We start from the raw sequence: 19405 nt of genomic DNA, 5'->3' as shown, positions 1-19405 counted from the left end.
CCATGAAACTGACGGTGGTGGGCGGTGGTTCCACCTACACGCCCGAGCTGATCGACGGACTGGCCCGGCGCCGCGAACCGGCGATCGAGGAGATCGTGCTGGTCGACCCGGACGCCGAACGGCTGGCCGTGGTGGCGGATTTCAGCCGCCGGCTCCTGCGCGAGGCCGGGCATCCGGCGCGGCTGCGCACGACCTCCGACCTGGTCGAGGCGGCGACCGGAGCTTCGGCGGTCCTGCTGCAGCTGCGCGTCGGCGGTCAGCAGGCGCGGTACGGCGACGAGACGTTCCCGCTGGACTGCGGGTGCATCGGCCAGGAGACCACTGGTGCGGGAGGCCTGGCCAAGGCGCTGCGCACGGTGCCGGTGGTGCTCGACATCGCAGAGCGCGTGCGGGAGGTCGCGCCGCAGGCGTGGATCGTCAACTTCACCAACCCGGTCGGCATCGTGACCCGCGCGCTGCTCGGCGAAGGGCATCGCGCGGTGGGGCTGTGCAACGTCGCGATCACCTTCAGCCGCTGGATCGCGCAACTCCTCGACGTGACACCGGATTCCGTGCAGCTGGAGCACACCGGCCTCAACCACCTGACCTGGGTGCGCGGTGTGCGGGTCGAGGGCCGGGACGTCCTGCCGGACCTGCTCGGTGAGCACGCCGAGGCGATGTCGGAGCACATCGGGCTGCCGCCGGAGCTGTTCCGCCGGCTGGGAGCGGTGCCGTCGTACTACCTGAAGTACTTCTACGCGCACGACGAAGTGCTTGCCCAGCAGCGGAAATCGCCGCCTCGGGCGACGGTGGTGGCCGACGTGGAACGGAACCTGCTCAAGCGCTACGCCGATCCCGAGCTGAAGGCCAAGCCGGAAGAGCTGTCCCAACGAGGTGGCGCCTACTACTCGGAGGCGGCGGTGCAGCTCGTGCGCTCGCTGACCTCCGGCGGACCGGACGAGCACGTCGTGAACGTGCGCAACGACGGCGCGCTCCCGTTCCTGCCGGACGACATGGTGGTCGAGACGAACTCCACTGTGGACACCGGTGGTGCCCGCCCGCTCCCGGTGCGACCGGTGGAACCCGCGCTGGCCGGGCTGATCGGGCACGTCGCGGGCTACGAGCAGCTGGCGCTGGACGCGGCGCTGCGCGGCGGCCGGGACCGGGTCGCCGACGCGCTGCTCGCGCACCCGCTGATCGGCCAGCACGCGGTCGCCGACCGGCTGGCCGACGAGCTCGTGCGGCGCAACGCCCAGTTCCTGCCGTGGGCCCGATGAAGCCCGCAGTGCTGGCCATCGACGGCGGCAACAGCAAGACCGACGTCCTGCTCGTCGCTGACGACGGGTCGGTGCTGGCCGCCGTGCGCGGCCCCGGAGCGTCGCCGCAGCACGTCGGCGTCCAGCGCTGCATGGACGCCCTCGCCGAACTCGCCGCCGAGGCCACCGCCCTGGCCGGGCTGCCCGACGGCCCGCCGTTCGCCCGGCACACCGCGGCCTGCCTGGCCGGGGCGGACCTGCCGCGCGAGGAGGACGAGCTGCGCCGGGCCATGGCCGAACGCGGCTGGTCGGAGACGCTGTCGGTGGACAACGACACCTTCGCGCTGCTGCGCGCCGGAACCGACGACGGGGTCGGGGTGGCGGTCGTGTGCGGCGCCGGGATCAACAGCGTCGGAGTCGCCGCCGACGGCCGCACCTCCCGCTTCCCGGCGATCGGCCGGATCTCCGGCGACTGGGGCGGCGGGGCCTTCCTCGGCCAGGAGGCCCTGTGGTGGGCGGTGCGGGCCGAAGACGGCCGCGGTGCGCCGACCGAACTGCTGCCCGCCGTCGTCGCCCACTTCGGGATGCGCAGCGCGGCCGAGGTCGTCGAAGCCCTGCACTTCGGCGAACTGCACCGCGACGTGCTGCACGAGCTGTGCCCGCTGCTGTTCGAGGTCGCCGAGGCAGGGGACGCGGTCGCCACCGAACTCGTCGACCGGCAGGCCGAGGAGATCGGACTGCTGGCCGCGGTGTCCCTGCGCCGGCTGGACCTCCTCGACGCGCCCACGGTCGTCCTGGGCGGCGGCGTGCTGGCCGGGGCCGGGCGGCGGCTGCTCCCGGACATCCGGCGCCGGTGCGCGAAGGTGGCCCCCGAGGTGCAGGTCCGCCTGGTCGAAGCGCCCCCGGTGATCGGCGCCGGGCTGCTCGGCCTGGACCGCATCGGCGCCGACCGGGCCGCGCGGGACCGCCTGAGCCGAGCAGATCCAGCCGGGGCCGGGCCGCGACCTGCGCCCGAGGCGTTCTAGACTCGACGGTGCGGATGAGTCGGCTGGGTGACCGCGGCGGGAGCGATCCCGTCGAGGAAAGTCCGGACTCCACAGGGCAGGGTGGTTGCTAACGGCAACCCGGGGCGACCCGCGGGACAGTGCCACAGAAAGCAGACCGCCCGGCGGACTCCGCCGGGTAAGGGTGAAACGGTGGTGTAAGAGACCACCAGCACCTCGGGTGACCGGGGTGGCTAGGTAAACCCCACCCGGAGCAAGGCCAAGAGGGCGCCCCACCAGGCGTCTGCGCGAACGATCGAGGGCGGCCCGCCCGAGTTCGCGGGTAGGCCGCACGAGCCCGTCGGCAACGGCGGGCCGAGATGGATGGTCACCGACTGGGACGGCCGCGAGGCCCCCACGAACAGAATCCGGCTTAGAGGCCGGCTCATCCGCCCTCATTCCCGTTTCCGGTGCTCCTTCCACGCCGGTAGCGGCATCTCGGTCACCGCCTGGCTGTTCGCACCGAACCCCTGCGCGCCTCTTGCTGACCCTCGCTTCGGAGAGGTCACCCGGACGGGTTAATCTCGTTCTGCGCGGCTTGGGTGGTTTGCGCGGTTTCGCGTTGTGGTCGCGTGGATTCGGAGGATGACGGCGTTGGGTTCTTGATCTGGGCGATCGATGCCGGGCGACCGCATCGCTCTCGCCGAACCTGCAAAGCCGCACCGGTTCTCCAGCGCCAGCAGGCGCCTCTCTCCTTTCGCGCGCGGTCGGAACGCGCGCTGATCTCACCCCTTTCGGAGCAAGCATGACGAGATTCGCGGCGCCCAGCGCCGGGGAGCACGACGAGGTCCCGACCGGATCACCCGAGTCCGGAGCAGCCACCGGTCCGCCACCGGCCGGACGCCCGTTCCAGGACGCCGGGGCATGGCTGATCGGCGGCCTCTCGCTGCTGGTCACCGCCCTGTTCCTGGTGGTGAACCTGGCCTACAACCAGTGGCACTTCATCCCGCCGGTCGACGACGCCTACATCCACCTGCAGTACGCGCGCCAGATCGGCACCGGGCACTTCCTGCAGTACAACACCGGCGACCCGATCAGCACCGGCGCGAGCAGCCTGCTCTACGTGCTCATCCTCGGCGGCGTCTACGCGCTCGGCGTGACCGGCTCGGCTTTCCTGCCGTTCGCGATGCTCTTCGGCGCGCTGTGCCTGGCGCTGACCGCCGCGCTGACCTACCGCCTCGGCACCCGGCTCGCCGGCCGCGGTACCGGCATCAGCGCCGGTCTGCTGGTCGCGCTGAGCGGCCCGCTGGCCTGGGGCGCCACCAGCGGTATGGAGATCGCGTTCGTCGCCTTCCTGCTCGTCGCCCTGCTGCTGGTGTTCACCGGCGAGCGCGCGGAGAACCGGTTCCGGTGGACCCCCGTGGTCGCGGTGGCCGCGGCGCTGACCCGGACCGAGCTGCTCCTGTTCGCCGCCGTCCTCAGCCTGGTGATGGTCTGGCACGTCGTCGCGCACGCCCGCGGCACCCGCGCCCCGTGGCCGCGGGTGCTCGGCCGGATCCTGTGGATCGGCCTGCCCGCCTACGCCGCCGCAGCGCAGTACGCCTTCTACCGGATCGCGACCGGTTCGGCCGAGCAGAACGGCGTGCTGGCCAAGTCGCTGCTGCACATGCCCGCGGTGTACCCGCTGGAAGTCGCGGACAAGGTGCTCAGCAACTTCCGCATCTTCCTGACCGCGTTCACCGGACTGTCCACGCAGGACTACGTCTTCCCCGGTGCGCTGCTGCTGGCGATCCTCGGCGTGATCGGGTTGTTCCGCCGCGCTCCGCAGTGGCGCGGCTTGGCGATGGCCGTCGGCGTCGGCGTGCTGCTGGTGCTGGCATCGGTGTCCACGCTCGAGTTCGCCGACGTCCACCACATGCGCTACGTGCAGCCGCTGCTGCCCGTGCTGCTGCTGTTCGCCGTCATCGGAATCCACTCAGCGGCGCAGCTGTTCCCGGCGGCGCGGCGTTCCGTGCTGGTCGGCGGAGTCGTGGTGGCGCTGCTGTTCAGCGCCTCCCAGCTGCCCGCCTGGAGCCTGCGGCAGGCCCAGCAGGCCGCCGGCATCCGGGACCAGCAGGTGACCATCAGCAACTGGATCAAGGGGCACCTGCCGCCCGGCGCCCGGGTCGCGGTCAACGACGTCGGCGCGCCGGCGTACTTCTCCGAGCGCTACATCGTGGACCTGATCGGCCTGGCCACCACCGGGTTCGCCACCCCGAACCTGCACGGCCCGGGCAGCCTCTACGAGGAGCTGAAGCGCCTGCCGGAGCAGCGCCGCCCGGACTACTTCGTCATCTTCGACTCGTGGAGCGTGCACGGCCTCGGCGAAGGCGGGCTGTTCGGCCGCGAGCTGATCACCTTCGAGCTGAAGTCGCCGCGGTTCTCGCACACCACGCTCGGCGGCGGATCCGCCTGCCAGGCCGCGCGGAACTGCGACAAGGTGACCGTCTACCAAGCGGACTGGGACCTGCTGGACTCCGGCGACCAGCCGCTGGAACCGCCGAACGGGCAGATCCGCGACCGCCTCAACGTCGCCGACCTGCGGGACGAGGAGCGGCACGACTACCAGGTCGTCCCCGCGCACCAGGGCTTCCAGCCGCGAACCCACCTCCGCACGGTCATCGGTCCGGACGGCGGGGACGTGGTGGACAGCGGTCGGCACGTCGTCGGGGGAGAGTCCTTCACCTTCCACGACCTGGTGCCCGGCCGGGAGCTGACGATCCTCGGGCGGATCGACCCGACCGAACCGGAAGGCGGCGAGCCGACCGGATCCCGCGCCGTGCAGGTCCGGGCCGACGACGAGCTGGTGGGCACCTGGCGGTTCGACGCGGACCCGCGAGGCTGGGTGGAGACCACCTTCACCATCCCGGCGGAACTGGTCACCGAGCCGACGCTGACCGTCGAGCTCGGCCCGCTGCAGGAGTTCCTCGGCCCGTACCCGGACTACTCGTCCTACACCTACTGGGCCGTGCAGTGAGTGCCTGATCTGCGCAGATTCCAAGCGAACGCCCCGACCGGTGGTCGGGGCGTTCGCGTTCCGAGTCCCAGCAGGTGGACCATCCACTGAGGACTTTCGCATCGGCCCCCGACGGTGGGGCTGGTCGTCGGTCGTCGTGCACGAGCCGCTACTCTGAGCCAGGACGTCTTGATCACCACATCCCGAATCCGGGGCGCGACTTCACATTCGCGTGATCCGGTCGGGTGCATCATGACGCGATGTGCGGAAATCCACTGGATGACCGAGTTGTGCACGGTGCGTTACGAAGGGGTTCGCAAGCGGGTGAACAGCCACGAGATTCCAGTCGGGAACCGGCCTGGTGAGCGCTTTTTTCCCGGTGGTGAGCCGAAAGCGGCATCCCCGAACGGCCTATTCGCGGCGTGACGGCGCCTCGTCGGCAACACCGTTTCCGCCACACCGGAACTCGCAACCACTACTTCTGGTGACCATGTCATGTTCTACTCGTACCTGCGTGCCGGATCATTCCCGGCGCGCTGAGGTACCGGCCCGACGACACTCCGCGCACTCAGGGGTAAAGAGATGATCGCCACGTCGCTGGACACACTGGCGCAACTGAACGTACTGGCGCTGCAGACGCAATTGGGCACAGATGGCATTCGTGGCTGGATCCTCGACAACCTGCTCCCGCTGCTGCTGCTGACCGTCGCGATCCTCCTGCTCTGGCTGGGTGGCGGCAAGGGCGACAACGCCGGCGTGATGCGTCGTGTCGGTGGCGTCGTCGTCGCGCTGGCCATCATCGGACTCGCGGTCACCAACGCAGGTGTGGACATCGGCACGTTCATCGCCGGCCTGTTCAGCACTGGGGGCTGACCAGTGCGAATACGCACCGACGACGAGATCTACCGGGTCGACGCGGTCTGGCTCGGGCCGCCGAAGGCGACCTTCCCGTGGCGGGCCCGCTACGTCGCCTGGGGCGTGGGGATCGTCGTGTTCCTCATCGTGCTCGGCATCGAACGCCGGATGAACATCGGCTTCGGCTTCTTCTCCACCGCCTGGGCGGTGGTCATCACGATCATCGTGACCAAGATCGTCTGCTCGAAGATCGGGCACGAGCGACCGCTGGGCGCGGTGATGGTGATGTGGATGCGCGAACTCACCGCCCCCCGGGAGAAGGCGTCCGGGCGGGGCGGTGCGGCCAGCGCCGCGCGGATAAGGGTGCGCGCCGAGCGCCCGCACCCGAAGCAGAAGGCCCCACGCCGCAAGGCCCCGAAGCAGCAGGCCCGACGCGGCCAACCCCAGCGGCAGCAGCGGACCGGCCGGCCGAAACCGGCGGCCCGCAGCACGGTTCCCAGCAGGCGCGCGCGTAGCAAGGAGGTTCGCGGTGTTCGGTCGCCGGCGAGGCCGTGAGCGCAACACGCAACAAGTTCCGGGTCCCCGCGGTTCGCACGGCAAGGTCCGCAGCGCCAAGGGCAACCCCGGCAAACGCGGCCGGACCCCGGGTGACGAGCAGTCGATCCCGGCCTACACGCCGTCCATCGCGGCGCGGTCCATCGACGGCCACCTGCTGCGCACCGGACAGGACGTGTTCGCCTGGTACCGGCTCTCCCCGCAGCGCTGGTCGTTCCGCTCGGACTCCCAGCGCCAGGACCTGATCGCCGCGATCGCCGGCCAGTACGCCGAGCTGCAGGGCCGCTGGATGCACCTGCGCGTGACCAACCGGCCCTACCCGATCCGGATGTGGGCCGAAGCGCACGTGCACAACTCGCGCAACCCCCTTCCGGACACCCCCGGCGCGCTGAGCTTCGACGACTACATGGTCGGCGAGCAGCAGCAGCTGATGGGCCGCTCCATGGCGGAGAAGGAGGTCTACCTCGGGGTCCAGGTGCAGACCCGCAACGTGGTGGACCGCGCCGTCGAGCGCGCCGCCCCGCTGCTGCGCAAGGTGTTCCCGGAAGCGGTGGACGCCGAGCTCATCGCGCTGGACAGCGAGATCGAGCACCTCGACCAGGTCATCGGCTCGGCCGGGCTGGACGGGCGTCCGGTGACCGCCGAGGAGATCTCCTGGCTGATGCACCGCTCGTGCTCCCTGGGTCTGCCCGCGCCGCGCAACCTGCCCGCGGTGCCCGGTGCGCCGTGGGAGCCCGAGGACCTCGCCTCGTTCACCGACGCCTCCGACATGCACCAGGACCCGTACGCGCCGACGGTGACCGTGCGCGGCCGCACCGGGTCCAACGCGGGCGTCACCCGGCACCTCGCGGTGCTCACCGTCGGGCAGAGCCACGGCCTGCAGATCCCCGAGATCGACGACCCGTGGATGCAGCACTCCGACCGGATGCCCGCGCCCGTGGAGTGGTCCGCGCGGATCTACGTGCGCCGCCCCGAGGACGTCGGCGGCGAGCTGCAGCGCCAGATGAACAAGGTGCGCTCGCAGGTCCGGCACTACACCGAGGAGCACGGCCTCGAACCACCGACCTCGCTTGCCCGCCAGGCCAACCGGGTGCTCGAGGTCGACGACGAGATGACCTCCGGGTTCACCGCGCTGGCCACCCGCGTCAAGTCCTGGTGGCGGCTCGCGGTGTCCGGGCCGACCGAGCGCGACGCGCTGCGCCTGGCCCAGCAGATCCTCGACCTGTACAAGCCGAAGATCGCCATCGAGCACCCCGAGGCGCAGTACGCGATGGCCCGCGAGTTCATCCCGGGCGAGCCGCTGGCCAACAGCGCCTACCTGCGGCGCGGCTCGGTGGTGTGGGCGGCTTCGGCGGTCCCGCAGGCCACCGCGGAGGTCGGCGACCGGCGCGGCATCCTGCTCGGCGAGACCTGCACCGCCACCCGGCGCCCGGTCGCCTGGGACCCGTGGATGGCGCAGGAGGTCCGGGACGCCTCCGGCCTGACGGCCATCGTCGCAGGCCTGGGCGGCGGCAAGTCGTTCCTGGGCGGCGGCACGGTCTACAAGACGTTGCGGTCCGGGGCGAACTGGACGCTGCTGGACCCGTCCGGTCCGCTGGCCGCGCTGTGCGAGCTGCCCGAGCTGAAGCCCTACGCGCGACCGATCAACCTGCTCAACGCCCAGCCCGGCATCCTCAACCCGTACCGGGTGGTCGCCGAGCCGGAGCTGGAGCACTTCGTCGACGAGGACGACCCGGAGCGCAGCTGGCGGCGCGAACGCGCGCTGGCCGCCGCCACCCGGCGCCGCCTGGTGCTCGACGTGCTGACCGGTCTGCTGCCCTACGAGGTGGCGCGCCTGCCGCAGACCCGGATCGTGCTGCTGCGCGCGGTCCGCGCGGTGGGTGGTCGCCCGGACGCGCACCCGGGCATGGTCTTCGAGGCGCTGCGCCGCGACGCCAGCGAGCACCACGAGCACGCCGTCGTGGTCGCCGACTTCCTGGACGAGATCCGGGAGCGGATGTCGCTGCTGATCCCGGAGGCCAACGCCGACCCGTACTCCGAGCGCCGCGAGGACCGGCTCACGGTGCTGACCATGGCGGGGCTGGCGCTGCCCAAGGACGGCGTGGGGCGCGAGCACTGGACCGACGCCGAAGCCCTCGGCGTGGAGATGCTCAACCTGGCCGCCTGGCTGACCCAGCGGTCGATCTACGAGCGGCCCAAGAACGAGCGCAAGGGCGTCTGGATCGACGAGGCGTTCTTCCTCTCCGAGGTGCCGACCGGTCGCGTGCTGATGAACCGGTTCGCCCGCGACTCCCGGAAGTGGAACGTCCGGGTCCTGCTGTCCAGCCAGATCCCGGACGACTTCCTGCGCATCCAGGGCTTCGTGTCGCTGCTGGACTCGGTGTTCATCGGACGCCTGGACGACGAGAACGCCCAGGCCGACGCGCTGCGCCTGCTCAAGGTGCCGGTCGGCGCCGGGTACGAGCAGGTGGTGGCCGCTCTCGGCCGCAGGCCCGGTCCGGCGCGCAACAGCACCGAGCGGGACCGCTCGCCGCGGCAGTTCATCTTCGGCGACGGCGCCGGCGGTGTGGAGAAGATCCGCATCGACTTCTCCGGCCCGCACCTGGAGCACCTGCGCAACGTCCTGGACACCACGCCCGCCGCGGACGAGGACGTGGAACCGCGGGCGCTGCAACCGGCCGCCGGCGCGAACTCCGATTCGGCTGCGCCCGTGACGAGGTCGACCGCGGACTACGCGGAAGACCTCGAGGAGACCTTCGACGAGTTCGAGCTCGAAAGCGTCGGCATCGGATATGGCGATGACGGCAGCGACCGCTCGACCCCCGTGGGCGAGCGGGGTGGGGAAGACGCCCGGTGAGCGGCGCGTTGCTGGCGGTCGCTCTGGCCGCGGTGCTCGTCGTGCTGCTCCGGCGGCGTCGCAAGCGGCCTAGGAGCGCGAAGCGCCGGGCGTTCGCGGTGGTCGCCGGGCTGATCGCGATCCAGGCGCTGATCGGTGCCCCGGCCTTCGGCCAACCCTTCGACTGCAAGGAAGCGCCGAACCCGGAACGCCCCGGCTCCGGCATGGTCGGCGCGCTGGACCCCGGCTCGCTCGGCACCGGTTACCCGGGCAGCCCCTACAACGAGGTCGGCTACTCGGGTCTGGTCTGGCACACCTACGACCTCGGCTGCGGTCCGCAGGGCGTGACCAACCCGAACGCCGTGGTCGACACCTGGGTCGGCAACGAGCTGTTCAACGTCGCGAAGAACCTCGTCGGCGCGACCAACGGCCTGCACTACGCGCTGCTGACCGGGAACCTGCTCGCGCCGCTGGACGAGCTGGTCGCCACCGGCACCATCGCGCTCTACGACAGCGTGTTCACCCCGTGGTTCGGGCTGGTCGCGCTGGTGCTGGCGATAGTGCTGTTCCGCTACATCTGGACGGGCGACCTCGCCTCGATCGGCAAGCGGGGCATGTGGGCGCTGGCCGGTCTGTGGTTCGCCTCCGCGACCTACCTGACGCCGCTGGTCTACACGCACGCGCTCGACGACATCCTGATCACCGGCACGTCGGCGGTGCAGGCCGGGTTCCTGCAGGAAGTGGGCGTCGACGAGCGGCACGCGCTGCCGACGCTGCTGCACGACCAGGTCATCTACCGCAACTGGCTGCGCGGGGAGTTCGGCACGCCCGACTCGCCGCAGGCCAACGAGCTCGGCCGCGAGCTGCTGAGCGCCCAGTCGTGGACCCGGCAGGAGGTCAACGACGGGGTCGACGCGGGTTCGGCGGAGCCGAAGAAGCAGAAGTTCCAGGACGTCGCGGGCCGGTTGAGCGGCACGAGCTCCTACGGCTACTTCCAGGGCATCGACGGCAGCCGCGTCGGCGCCGGGGTGCTGGCCACCGTGCAGGCCTTCGCCTACGCCTCGTTCCAGCTGCTGGCCAAGGCGACCATCCTGCTCGCCCAGGTGCTGCTGCGGGTGCTGATCCTGGCCGGGCCGCTGATCGGTCTGGTCGCGCTGCTCTACCACCAGGTGCTGCGCACCATCGGCCGCGTGGCCGGGGCGGCGGTGCTGAACGTGGTCATGATCGCGGCGATGGCCGGGCTGCACACGCTGATCCTGACCTGGATCTTCGACCCGCTGCGCGGGTTCTCCGCGCTGACCCAGATCCTGCTGGCCGCGCTGGTGACCGCGGTGTTCCTGATGGTCGCCAAACCGGTCCGGCGGATCGGGCAGATGGTCGAGCTGTCGGTGGGCACCGTCGGCCGCGCGGTGCCGCGCCCACCGCAGGGCATCTTCTCCCGCTTCCGGCGGGGCCGTCCCCAGGACGACGAGACCGGCAACTTCTGGGAGCGGGCGCGGGGCATGGACCCGGACGCGGAGTACGCCGAGTCCGGCGACGCGCCGCGGCAGAGCTGGCGTGCTCGTCCGGAGGCGCAGCACCCGTCGTCGGTCGCGGCCACCGCGCAGCGCCTGGACCGCGAGGCACCCGCGGTGGCGGGCCCGCCGAACGCCGCGCTGCCCAGCGGCGCGTCGGCGCGCCGACCTGGCGGGATGCCCGCGCTGCCGGAGGCCCGGACCACCAGCCGGGTCGTCGACACCAACCCGGTCGCGGAGGCCAAGTGGGACGGCATCGACGAGGACCCGGTGCTGATCCCGTCGCGCACCACCGGTTCCCCGATCGCCGAGCAGTCGGAGCCCCAAGGTCCGCGCCGCGCCGAGAAGGAGGTCGTGGCGGGCCGACCGGTGTACGTGCTCTACCGCCCGTCCCGAGGTCTGGAAGTCGCCGATGGCTGAGGGGATGATCAACAGGGCAGCGGTGTCCGGTGAGGGGCGCCGCCGCTTCGAGGACAGCCGGAAGAAGGGGGCCTGATGCCGATCCGGACGCACCGCGGACGAGCCGCGGTGTACCGCAGGTTGTGGGGCTGGCCGCTGCGCTCTCCCAAGCACCTGGCCGCAGCGGTGATCGCGCTCGCCGCGGTGGCCACGGTGATCGGCTTCCTGCTCCCCGAACCACCACCGAGCCGGTACGTCGCGGAGACCTCCACCAACCGGCCGTCGACGCATTCCGCCGTGGTGCCGCCGAGCCCCACAAAGGCCCCGCCGACGATCTCGGTGCCCGCCGCCCCGCCCGCCCAGGTCTCCCCGGACCCGGCCGGGCTCGCCGTCGTCGAGGAGTGGGGCAAGGCGTGGGTCGACCACCCCGTCGGCCTCGACCGGAAGGCGTGGCTGGACAAGCTGCGCCCCTTCACCACCGACGAGTTCATCACCGAGATGGATTCGGTGGACCCGACCAACGCGGCGAACGTGATCACCGGCGCACCCACCTCGATCAGCGCGACCGAAGGCGCGATGGTGGTGCGCCTGCCCACCGACATCGGAGTTCTCCGGGTGACCGTGAACCGCACGGCCGCCGGTTGGCGCGTGGCCCAGTACGACGAGGAAGGTTGACATGCGGAAGCTCGTGGTTGCGTTCGTCGTGCTCGCGGGTTTCGCAGGTCTGATCGGCGTCGGCGCGATGACCATGCTGATGACGGGCGGCGGCGGACGCGCGAACTGGTCCAGCTGCAGCTCGGACCTCGGTCCGTGGGGCGACGGCGCGGAGCGCGGGGAGAGCGATGCCGCGAAGCTGACCGAGGAGTCGATCGGCATCGTCCAGCGCATCATCGAGATCGGTCAGCAGCGCGGGCTGCCGCCGCGGGCCTGGCAGATCGCGATCCAGGCGGGCAAGACCGAGTCGAACCTGGTCAACGTCTTCCACGGCGACCGCGACTCGCTGGGCATCTTCCAGATGCGGCCGTCCATGGGCTGGGGCAGCGCGCAGCAGGTCACCGACGTGGACTACGCGATCAACAAGTTCTACGACGTGCTGCTGGAGGTGCCCGGCTGGGAGGACATGCGGCCCGGCACCGCGGCCCAGAAGGTGGAGCGCTCGGCGTTCCCGCTGCGCTACCACAAGTGGGAGCCGATGGCCGCGCACTTGGTCAGCGTGCAGGGCGACGTCTCCGGCTTCAGCGGCTGCGAGGACCTGCCGAGCGCGGGTGTGCTGGCCGGTCAGGCGATCCAGTACGCGAACGCGCAGCTCGGCAAGCCGTACGTGTGGGGCGCGGCCGGCCCGGACTCCTTCGACTGCTCCGGCCTGACCCAGCAGGCCTGGAAGGCCGCCGGGGTGGAGATCCCGAAGTACTCGCAGACGCAGTACTTCCAGGGCGGCGTGCACGTGCCGCTGAACCAGGCGCAGCCTGGTGACCTGGTCTTCTGGGGAACCGGCCGGGATCCGAACGGCATCCACCACGTGGCGATCTACCTGGGCGACGAGCAGGTCCTGCACGCGCCGCAACCGGGCGAATCGGTCGAGGTCGAGAAGCTGTGGGACGGCGGCGAACTGCTGCCCGACGTGGTCCGCCCGGCCGCCGACACGCCACCGCAGCAGGCCGCGGTGCCTGCCGGAGGGGGTCAACGTTAGGTAAGAATGACGGCGGCCTGCTGACGTTGAGAGCGCGTGGTCGGTGCGGCGGGGCTTGGGGACCTGCCCGCGCGACTTCTCGGAAAGGGTGCACGATGTTCACACCAGATCCGATCCCGCGGCCGTCCGGTCCGCCCGCGTCGAGCACGCCGCTCGGCGACTACCTCGCCCAGCCGCGTCCGGGGGTGGACCCCGGTTACGCGGTGCTGCCGAGGTCGCTGGCCGAGGCGATGCCGCTGCCGTGGCAGCAGCAGATGAAGAACCTGCTCGCCGAGTTCCACCAGGCCTTCGGGCACCTGCAGTGGCCGGTCTACCGGGTCGTGCCGTCCCGCTACGAGCGGCTGGTGGACCTCGATGACGACCAGCTCGCCGAGGTCGGCTGCACCGTGGAGGTCGACGACAACGGCGAGCTCGAGTACCGGATGCGCGACGGGCGCCGGGTCGAGAACCCGGAGACCCACCAGGTCCTGGTGTCGTGCCTGGACCCGATCCCGAAGCAGGACCCCGGCGGCTGGCAGCCGACCCCGGCCGCCCCGCCGCCGCCCGCGTGGTGACCGCGTTCGGACATCCCGGTCGAGTCGGAGCCGGTTGCGTGACAGGTGCGCGCAGTCGTGCGAGGCTCGGAACATGCCCCGCGGAGGTTGGTACTTCTGTTTGAAGCACCGGCAGGTCGAGCCCAAGGCCGGCTGCCGGGCTGCTGAGCGCTTGGGGCCGTACCCGGACCAGGAGACCGCGGCCCGCGCGTTGGAGATAGCCCACGAGCGCACGAAGGCGGCCGACGAGGCCGAGGCGCGCTGGAAAGACGACGAGGACTGATCCTCGTGGCGGCGCCGGGCGGTCCACCTGGTGGCATCGGCGTCGCCGCTGCCGCGATGGACTTCTCGGCCGTCCGGACCGAGCTGGGCCTGCCCGTGGACTACCCGCCCGCCGCGCTGGCGGAGGTCGAGCAGACCGTGGCGCAGCCGGTGCTCACCGGCGCCCGGACCGATGCGACCGATCTGCCGCTGGTCACCGTCGATCCGCAGGGCGCCAAGGACCTCGACCAGGCGGTGCTGATCAACCGCCGCCACCGCGGCTACCGGATCCACTACGCGATCGCCGACGTGGCGGCGTTCGTGCTCCCCGGCGGAGCTCTCGACGTGGAGGCGCGGCGCCGCGGCCAGACCCTCTACCTGCCCGACGGCAACGTCCCGCTGCACCCGACGAGGCTGTCCGAGGACGCCGCGAGCCTGTTACCGGGCCAGGTGCGGGCGGCCGTGCTGTGGACCATCGACCTCGACTCGGACGGGCTGCCCGTTCGAGTCGACGTCCGCCGCGCGCTGGTCCGGTCGGTGGCGCAGCTGGACTACGACGGGGTGCACCGGTCGCTGGAGCGGGGCGTCGCGCACCCGTCGATCGCGCTGCTGCCCGAGGTCGGGCGGTTGCGCCGGGAGCAGGCGATGCGGCGCGGGGCGATCGAGCTCGGACTGCCCGAGCAGCAGGTGGAGTCCGACGGCGCGGGCGGCTGGCAGCTGGTGCTGCGGCCGCGACTGGTGATCGAGGCGTGGAACGCGGAGATCTCGCTGCTCACCGGCATGTGCGCGGCGGAGATGATGCTGTCCGCCGGGATCGGGGTGCTGCGCACGGTGCCGGATCCGGAGCCGGAAACCGTTGCGGGACTGCGTCGTTCGGCGGCCCGGCTCGGCGTGGACTGGCCGGTGGACCTGCCGCCCGCGGTGGCGCTGGCCGAACTGGACCCGATCCGGCCGGAAGCGCTGGCCGTGCACGTGGCGGCGACGCGGCTGCTGCGCGGGGCCGGGTACACGGCCTTCGGCGATGGCGCGCCGGCGAAGGCCAACCACGCGGGCATCGGCGCGTCGTACGCGCACGTCACAGCCCCGCTGCGACGACTGGTCGACCGCTACAGCGCGGAGGTGTGCCTGGCGGTGGCCGGTGACCGCCAGGTGCCCGGATGGGTGCTGGAGGCGCTGGCCGCGCTGCCCTCGGCGATGGGCAGCTCGGACCGGATCGCGGGCCAGGTGGAGCGGGCTTGCATCGCGCAGGCGCAGGCGTGGTCGCTGGTCTCGCGGGTGGGGGAGGAGTTCCCGGCCACCGTGCTGCGCGCTGCCAACGGCGTGGCGGGCGAGGTGTTCGTGGCGGACCCGCCGGTCATCGCCCGTTGCACCGGTGGTGGGCTCGGCGAAGGGCAGCAGGTCCGGGTGCGGCTCGTGGTGGCCGATCCGTCGCGCCGCGAGGTCGCGTTCGAAGTGGCCTGACGCACACCCCCGTGGCGGATTCCCCAGCACCGGTCGATCGTTGACGCAGCAGTACGGTCGACGGTGACGAAAGGGGCCAGAGGTGGCTGAGGTGCGGGAGATGACCATCGGAGTCCTCGGTGGGACCGGGGCGCAGGGCCGCGGGCTGGCGATCCGGTGGGCGAAGGCGGGGCTGAAGGTCGTCATCGGCTCGCGCAACGCCGAACGCGCCGAGCAGGCGGCGGAGGAGATCGTCGAGATCGCGGCCGGTGACGTCACCGGCCAGGACAACGCGGGCTGCGCGGCGGCCTCGGACATCGTGCTGGCGGCGCTGCCGTGGGAGGGGCACGCGGAGACGCTGAAGTCCCTGGAATCGCAGCTGGCGGGCAAGATCGTGATCGACTGCGTCAACCCGCTGGGCTTCGACAAGAAGGGCCCGTTCGCCCTGCCGGTGGAGGAGGGCAGCGCGGCGCAGCAGGCGGAGCAGCTGCTGCCGGAGTCGCGGGTGACCGCGGCGTTCCACCACGTCTCGGCGGTGACCCTGGCCGACCTGACCGTCGACGACGTGGACCTCGACGTCCTCGTCCTCGGCGACGACCGCGAAGCCACCGACGTGGTCCGCGCCCTGGCGGACGCGATCCCCGGCGTCCGCGGCATCTACGGCGGCCGGCTCCGCAACGCCCACCAGGTGGAGGCGTTCACGGCGAACCTCATCGCGATCAACCGCCGCTACAAGGCCCACGCAGGCCTCCGCATCACGGACGTCTGATCTTCCTGCTCCCGGGCTCGGCGGCGAATCGAGGCAAAAGATCAACGACCGCTGGCTCTGGGGGTTTGCCCCGGCGTTGTTGGCGGGGGAGCGGCACCCTGGGCTTCGGAGGTGGTGGCGGTGCTGCCGGAGGAAGCGAGTTCCTGGAGCGACGACGAGCGGGAGCGGGCCGACGCCCTGCTCGACGGCCACGCCGTCGTGGTCAACGTCCGCAAGGGCGGCCCGCACAAGCACCTGGTGCCGTGGCTGGAGGAGACCGGGCTGCTGACCTACGTGGGGCACTCCGGCCCGCGGCACTCGTGGCCGGAGTCGGAGTTCGCCAGCCCGTTCCTCAAGGAGGCCAAGGTCGACCGGGAGGCGATGGTCCGGCACTACGAGCAGTGGCTCGACGACCAGCCGAACCTGCTGGCCAAGCTCCGCGAGGGCGAGCTCTCCGGTCGAGCGCTGGGCTGCTGGTGCGCTCCGAAGCCCTGCCACGCCGACGTCCTGGCCAGACGAGCGGGCTGAGCGGTGGTCAATTTCGCACGAAATTGACCACCGCGCGCCGACGGAGCGGTCACATCTCGGCGCGACGCCCGCCGTCCACCGTCCAGGCGGCTCCGGTGACGTAGGAGGCCTTGGGCGAGAGCAGGAACGCCGCCACTGCGGCGAGCTCGGCCGGATCGCCGGAGCGGCGCAGCGCCGCCGCCTGCTCGGCGGCCTCCTGCGACTGGGGGTTCCCGGCGGCGAGCTCGCGAGCGCGTTCGGTGTCGAAGCGACCCGGCAGCAGCGCGTTGACCCGGACGCCGCGCGGACCGACCTCGTTGGCCAGGTCCTTGACGAAGCCCTGGGTAGCCGGGCGCGCCACGTTCGAGCTGGCCAGCCCGGTCAGCGGCTCAGCACCTGAGGTGGAGGTCAGCACGACCACCGAACCGCCGTCGCCGAGCTCAGCGGCGACTTCGCGCGCCATGCGGATCGGCGCGATGGTGGCGATCTCCAGCCCCCGCCGCAGCGCGTCGTCGTCCAGCCCGCTCGGCATCCCGGCCGGCGGACCGCCGTGGCTGACGAAGAGCCCGTCCAGCCGCCCGAACTGCTCCCGCGCGTAGTCGATCAGCCGACGAGGCGTGCCGGGGTCGGTCAGGTCCGCGGCGAGCCCGCGCGCCCGGTCACCGAGCTCACCGACCGCCTTCGAGGTGTTCTCCTCGGACGAGGACGAGACGACGACGTCGGCGCCCTCGTCCACCAAGGCCCGAGCGGTGGCGAACCCGAGCCCCTTGCTGGCGCCGGTGACGATGAAGCAGCGCCCGGAAAGATCCAAATCCATGCCCGGAACCCTAAGCAGCTCGGCCCACCACCGGAACCCAGCACGGCACCAGACCACAGTTTCAATTGAAACTGCGCGCACCAGACCGCAGTTTCAATTGAAACTGCGGTGCTTGTGGCGGGGCATACCGTGGGGTCATGGCTGAGGCTCAGTTCGGGGCGGAGACGTCGAAGCGCGGCGAGTGGGTGCGGCAGGCGAACCGGTTCACCGACCGGATCACCGCCGACGGTTCCTCCGGGTGGCCGGTGGAACCGGACCGGTACCGGCTGGTGGTGAGCCTGGCCTGCCCGTGGGCGCACCGGTCGGTGATCGTCCGCCGCCTGCTGGGCCTGGAGGACGTCCTCTCGCTGGGCGTCGTGGACCCGATCCGCGACGCGCGCGGCTGGCGGTTCAGCCTCGACGCGGACGGCCGCGATCCGGTCACCGGGATCTCCTTCCTCTCCGAGGCCTACCTGGCCGCCGACCCGGAGTTCGCCGGGCGGTACACGGTTCCGGCGATCCTCGACGTGGCCGAGCGCAAGGTCGTCACCAACGACTACCCGCAGATCACCCTGGACCTGTCCACGCAGTGGCGCGCCCACCACCGCGAAGGCGCCCCGCAGCTGTACCCCGAACACCTGCGCGCGGAGATCGACGAGGTCAGCGCCGCGGTCTACGCCGACGTCAACAACGGCGTGTACCGCTGCGGCTTTGCCACCTCGCAGGAGGCCTACGAGCAGGCCTTCGAGCGGCTGTTCGCCCGCCTGGACTGGCTCTCCGAGCGGCTGGCCGATCGCCGCTACCTGGTCGGCGACGCGATCACCGAGGCCGACGTCCGGCTGTTCACCACGCTGGTCCGCTTCGACGCGGTCTACCACGGCCACTTCAAGTGCAACCGGCAGAAGCTGTCCGAGCTCCCGGTGCTGTGGGCCTACGCCCGGGACCTGTTCCAGACCCCGGGTTTCGGCGACACGGTCGACTTCGACCACATCAAGCGCCACTACTACGCGACGCACCACCAGATCAACCCGACGGGCATCGTCCCGCTCGGCCCGGACCCATCCGGCTGGCGCACCCCGCATGGCCGGGAATCGTTGGGTGGCAAGCCCTTTGGCGAGGGAACGCCGCCGGCCTAGAGCGCGAGGCGGAGCTGTGCGTGCGCCCAGGCCGCGAGCGTGGTCGGCGTGGTGGTGAGGATGCTGCGCTCGTCCTCGGGCGTGAAGCCGTCGAGCTGCCCGGTAGACATGCCGACGATGCCCTCGACCTGCCCGCTGCTCAAACCGGCTGCCCGCAGCGAGGCGCGGAACTCGTCAGCGGAAATCCGCTCAGCGCGCACTTCGCGCCCCACTGCTCGGCTCAAGACCTCGGCCACCTGCGAGAAGGTCAGGTCCTCGGGGCCGTGCACGGCCTGCACGCCGGCCCCCGACCAGCTGTCCGAGAGCAGCCTCGCGACCGCGACTTCGCCGATGTCGCGAGGATCGACCCAGGGCATCGCGAAGTCGAGGGGCCACGGGGTGCGGAGCACGCCCTCGCGCAGCCCCTCGAGCTCCATGAACAGGTTGGTGAAGAAGTAGCCGCAGCGCAGGTGCAGCACGCTGGCCCCGGTGGCGTTCAGCAGTTCCTCGGTCCTGGCCAGCCCGTCGATCTCACCGACTCCGTGGCGCTTCTCCGCGCCGACGCTGCTGAGGAACACGGTGCGGGGGATGTCGTTCTCCCGCACCGCCCGCGCGGCGGTGGCGCCCATGCGGGCATAACCGGCGGCCGGGTCGTCGTCCGGTGTGGGCGGGTCCACCCAGAAGAGGCAGTCCGCGCCCTCTGTCGCGCGGATCACGGCGTCCGCATCCCCTTGGTCGCCCTGCACGACATCGACCCGGTCGTGCGTCGCAGCGTCGAGCTTGTCCGGCGCGCGCAGCAGCAGCGTCGGGCGGACTCCCGCTTGCAGGAGCAGCTGCACGACTCGGGAGCCCACGTGTCCGGTGGGTGTGGTGACGACGATCTTCCTGCGCGTGTGCTGGTGTTCCATGCCCGGCACGCTACGGTCGATCGCGGTCGGATCCT

At 71.5% G+C, this 19405-nt stretch carries 17 protein-coding genes and 1 other RNA gene; 16 read left to right on the top strand and 2 right to left on the bottom strand.

Annotated features, from left to right (window positions below; genetic code table 11):
- Nucleotides 1-2: 2 nt before the first annotated feature.
- The 15 genes from OU415_RS16985 (at nt 3) to OU415_RS16915 (ending at nt 16572) form a co-directional block, all read left to right on the top strand.
- On the top strand, nt 3-1256 hold the full coding sequence (locus OU415_RS16985) for a 6-phospho-beta-glucosidase (RefSeq protein WP_270949793.1): 1254 nt from the start codon (nt 3-5) through the stop codon (nt 1254-1256).
- Entirely contained in the window at nt 1253-2260 is a 1008-nt protein-coding gene (locus OU415_RS16980) for an N-acetylglucosamine kinase (protein ID WP_270949792.1), read from the top strand. The genes OU415_RS16985 and OU415_RS16980 overlap by 4 nt, the downstream gene beginning before the upstream one ends.
- 15 nt (nt 2261-2275) lie before the next feature.
- An RNA gene (rnpB, locus tag OU415_RS16975) (RNase P RNA component class A) lies at nt 2276-2670 on the top strand.
- 353 nt (nt 2671-3023) lie between these two features.
- The gene (locus OU415_RS16970) at nt 3024-5234 is read left to right on the top strand and encodes a hypothetical protein (RefSeq protein ID WP_270949791.1); all 2211 of its coding nucleotides are present in this window, start codon (nt 3024-3026) and stop codon (nt 5232-5234) included.
- Nucleotides 5235-5795: 561 nt separating this feature from the next.
- Entirely contained in the window at nt 5796-6086 is a 291-nt protein-coding gene (locus tag OU415_RS16965; protein ID WP_270949790.1) for a hypothetical protein, read from the top strand.
- 3 nt (nt 6087-6089) lie between these two features.
- On the top strand, nt 6090-6623 hold the full coding sequence (locus OU415_RS16960; protein WP_270949789.1) for a hypothetical protein: 534 nt from the start codon (nt 6090-6092) through the stop codon (nt 6621-6623).
- Nucleotides 6598-9480 carry an ATP-binding protein gene (locus tag OU415_RS16955; RefSeq protein ID WP_408641859.1) on the top strand — a complete coding sequence of 961 codons (2883 nt, stop codon included), beginning with the start codon at nt 6598-6600 and terminating at the stop codon, nt 9478-9480. The genes OU415_RS16960 and OU415_RS16955 overlap by 26 nt, the downstream gene beginning before the upstream one ends.
- Nucleotides 9477-11393, top strand: a complete 1917-nt coding sequence (locus tag OU415_RS16950; protein ID WP_270949788.1) for a hypothetical protein — start codon at nt 9477-9479, stop codon at nt 11391-11393. Before OU415_RS16955 ends, OU415_RS16950 begins: the two co-directional genes overlap by 4 nt.
- Nucleotides 11394-11468: 75 nt before the next feature.
- Nucleotides 11469-12047, top strand: coding sequence for a hypothetical protein (locus OU415_RS16945; RefSeq protein ID WP_270949787.1), 579 nt, complete (start codon nt 11469-11471; stop codon nt 12045-12047).
- Nucleotide 12048: 1 nt separating this feature from the next.
- A complete protein-coding gene (locus OU415_RS16940) occupies nt 12049-13062 on the top strand; it encodes a C40 family peptidase (RefSeq protein WP_270949786.1) in 1014 nt (337 codons plus the stop codon).
- Nucleotides 13063-13157: 95 nt separating this feature from the next.
- Nucleotides 13158-13616 (top strand): hypothetical protein, encoded by a 459-nt coding sequence (locus tag OU415_RS16935; protein ID WP_270949785.1) that lies wholly within the window; start codon nt 13158-13160, stop codon nt 13614-13616.
- A 73-nt stretch (nt 13617-13689) separates the two neighbouring features.
- Nucleotides 13690-13878 (top strand): hypothetical protein, encoded by a 189-nt coding sequence (locus OU415_RS16930; protein WP_270949784.1) that lies wholly within the window; start codon nt 13690-13692, stop codon nt 13876-13878.
- A gap of 5 nt (nt 13879-13883) precedes the next feature.
- On the top strand, nt 13884-15317 hold the full coding sequence (locus OU415_RS16925) for an RNB domain-containing ribonuclease (RefSeq protein WP_270949783.1): 1434 nt from the start codon (nt 13884-13886) through the stop codon (nt 15315-15317).
- A gap of 82 nt (nt 15318-15399) precedes the next feature.
- Complete coding sequence (npdG, locus tag OU415_RS16920) at nt 15400-16065, top strand: NADPH-dependent F420 reductase (protein ID WP_270949782.1); 666 nt, start codon at nt 15400-15402, stop codon at nt 16063-16065.
- 120 nt (nt 16066-16185) lie between these two features.
- A complete protein-coding gene (locus OU415_RS16915; protein ID WP_270949781.1) occupies nt 16186-16572 on the top strand; it encodes a DUF4326 domain-containing protein in 387 nt (128 codons plus the stop codon).
- A gap of 49 nt (nt 16573-16621) precedes the next feature.
- Here the strand turns inward: OU415_RS16915 and OU415_RS16910 are convergent, their stop codons facing one another.
- Nucleotides 16622-17368, bottom strand: a complete 747-nt coding sequence (locus OU415_RS16910; RefSeq protein WP_270949780.1) for an SDR family NAD(P)-dependent oxidoreductase — start codon at nt 17366-17368, stop codon at nt 16622-16624.
- A gap of 137 nt (nt 17369-17505) precedes the next feature.
- On the opposite strand from OU415_RS16910, the gene OU415_RS16905 reads away from it, so the two are divergent.
- The gene (locus tag OU415_RS16905; protein WP_270949779.1) at nt 17506-18483 is read left to right on the top strand and encodes a glutathione S-transferase family protein; all 978 of its coding nucleotides are present in this window, start codon (nt 17506-17508) and stop codon (nt 18481-18483) included.
- Here OU415_RS16905 and OU415_RS16900 read toward each other — a convergent pair.
- Complete coding sequence (locus tag OU415_RS16900; RefSeq protein WP_270949778.1) at nt 18480-19370, bottom strand: NmrA family NAD(P)-binding protein; 891 nt, start codon at nt 19368-19370, stop codon at nt 18480-18482. The genes OU415_RS16905 and OU415_RS16900 overlap by 4 nt on opposite strands.
- Between the last annotated feature and the right edge of the window lie 35 nt (nt 19371-19405).

Source organism: Saccharopolyspora oryzae, assembly GCF_027853915.1.
Lineage (GTDB): Bacteria > Actinomycetota > Actinomycetes > Mycobacteriales > Pseudonocardiaceae > Saccharopolyspora > Saccharopolyspora oryzae.
The sequence above is the reverse complement of the archived record's forward strand: the minus strand, read 5'-3'. Positions and strand labels throughout refer to the sequence as shown.

What these genes read in the sequence shown, in the direction of transcription:
- OU415_RS16985 (WP_270949793.1), top strand. Translation starts at nt 3, where the DNA reads ATGAAACTGACGGTGGTGGGCGGTGGTTCCACCTACACGCCCGAGCTG.
- OU415_RS16980 (WP_270949792.1), top strand. Translation starts at nt 1,253, where the DNA reads ATGAAGCCCGCAGTGCTGGCCATCGACGGCGGCAACAGCAAGACCGAC.
- OU415_RS16970 (WP_270949791.1), top strand. Translation starts at nt 3,024, where the DNA reads ATGACGAGATTCGCGGCGCCCAGCGCCGGGGAGCACGACGAGGTCCCG.
- OU415_RS16965 (WP_270949790.1), top strand. Translation starts at nt 5,796, where the DNA reads ATGATCGCCACGTCGCTGGACACACTGGCGCAACTGAACGTACTGGCG.
- OU415_RS16945 (WP_270949787.1), top strand. Translation starts at nt 11,469, where the DNA reads ATGCCGATCCGGACGCACCGCGGACGAGCCGCGGTGTACCGCAGGTTG.
- OU415_RS16940 (WP_270949786.1), top strand. Translation starts at nt 12,049, where the DNA reads ATGCGGAAGCTCGTGGTTGCGTTCGTCGTGCTCGCGGGTTTCGCAGGT.
- OU415_RS16935 (WP_270949785.1), top strand. Translation starts at nt 13,158, where the DNA reads ATGTTCACACCAGATCCGATCCCGCGGCCGTCCGGTCCGCCCGCGTCG.
- OU415_RS16930 (WP_270949784.1), top strand. Translation starts at nt 13,690, where the DNA reads ATGCCCCGCGGAGGTTGGTACTTCTGTTTGAAGCACCGGCAGGTCGAG.
- OU415_RS16910 (WP_270949780.1), bottom strand. Translation starts at nt 17,368, where the DNA reads ATGGATTTGGATCTTTCCGGGCGCTGCTTCATCGTCACCGGCGCCAGC.
- OU415_RS16905 (WP_270949779.1), top strand. Translation starts at nt 17,506, where the DNA reads ATGGCTGAGGCTCAGTTCGGGGCGGAGACGTCGAAGCGCGGCGAGTGG.
- OU415_RS16900 (WP_270949778.1), bottom strand. Translation starts at nt 19,370, where the DNA reads ATGGAACACCAGCACACGCGCAGGAAGATCGTCGTCACCACACCCACC.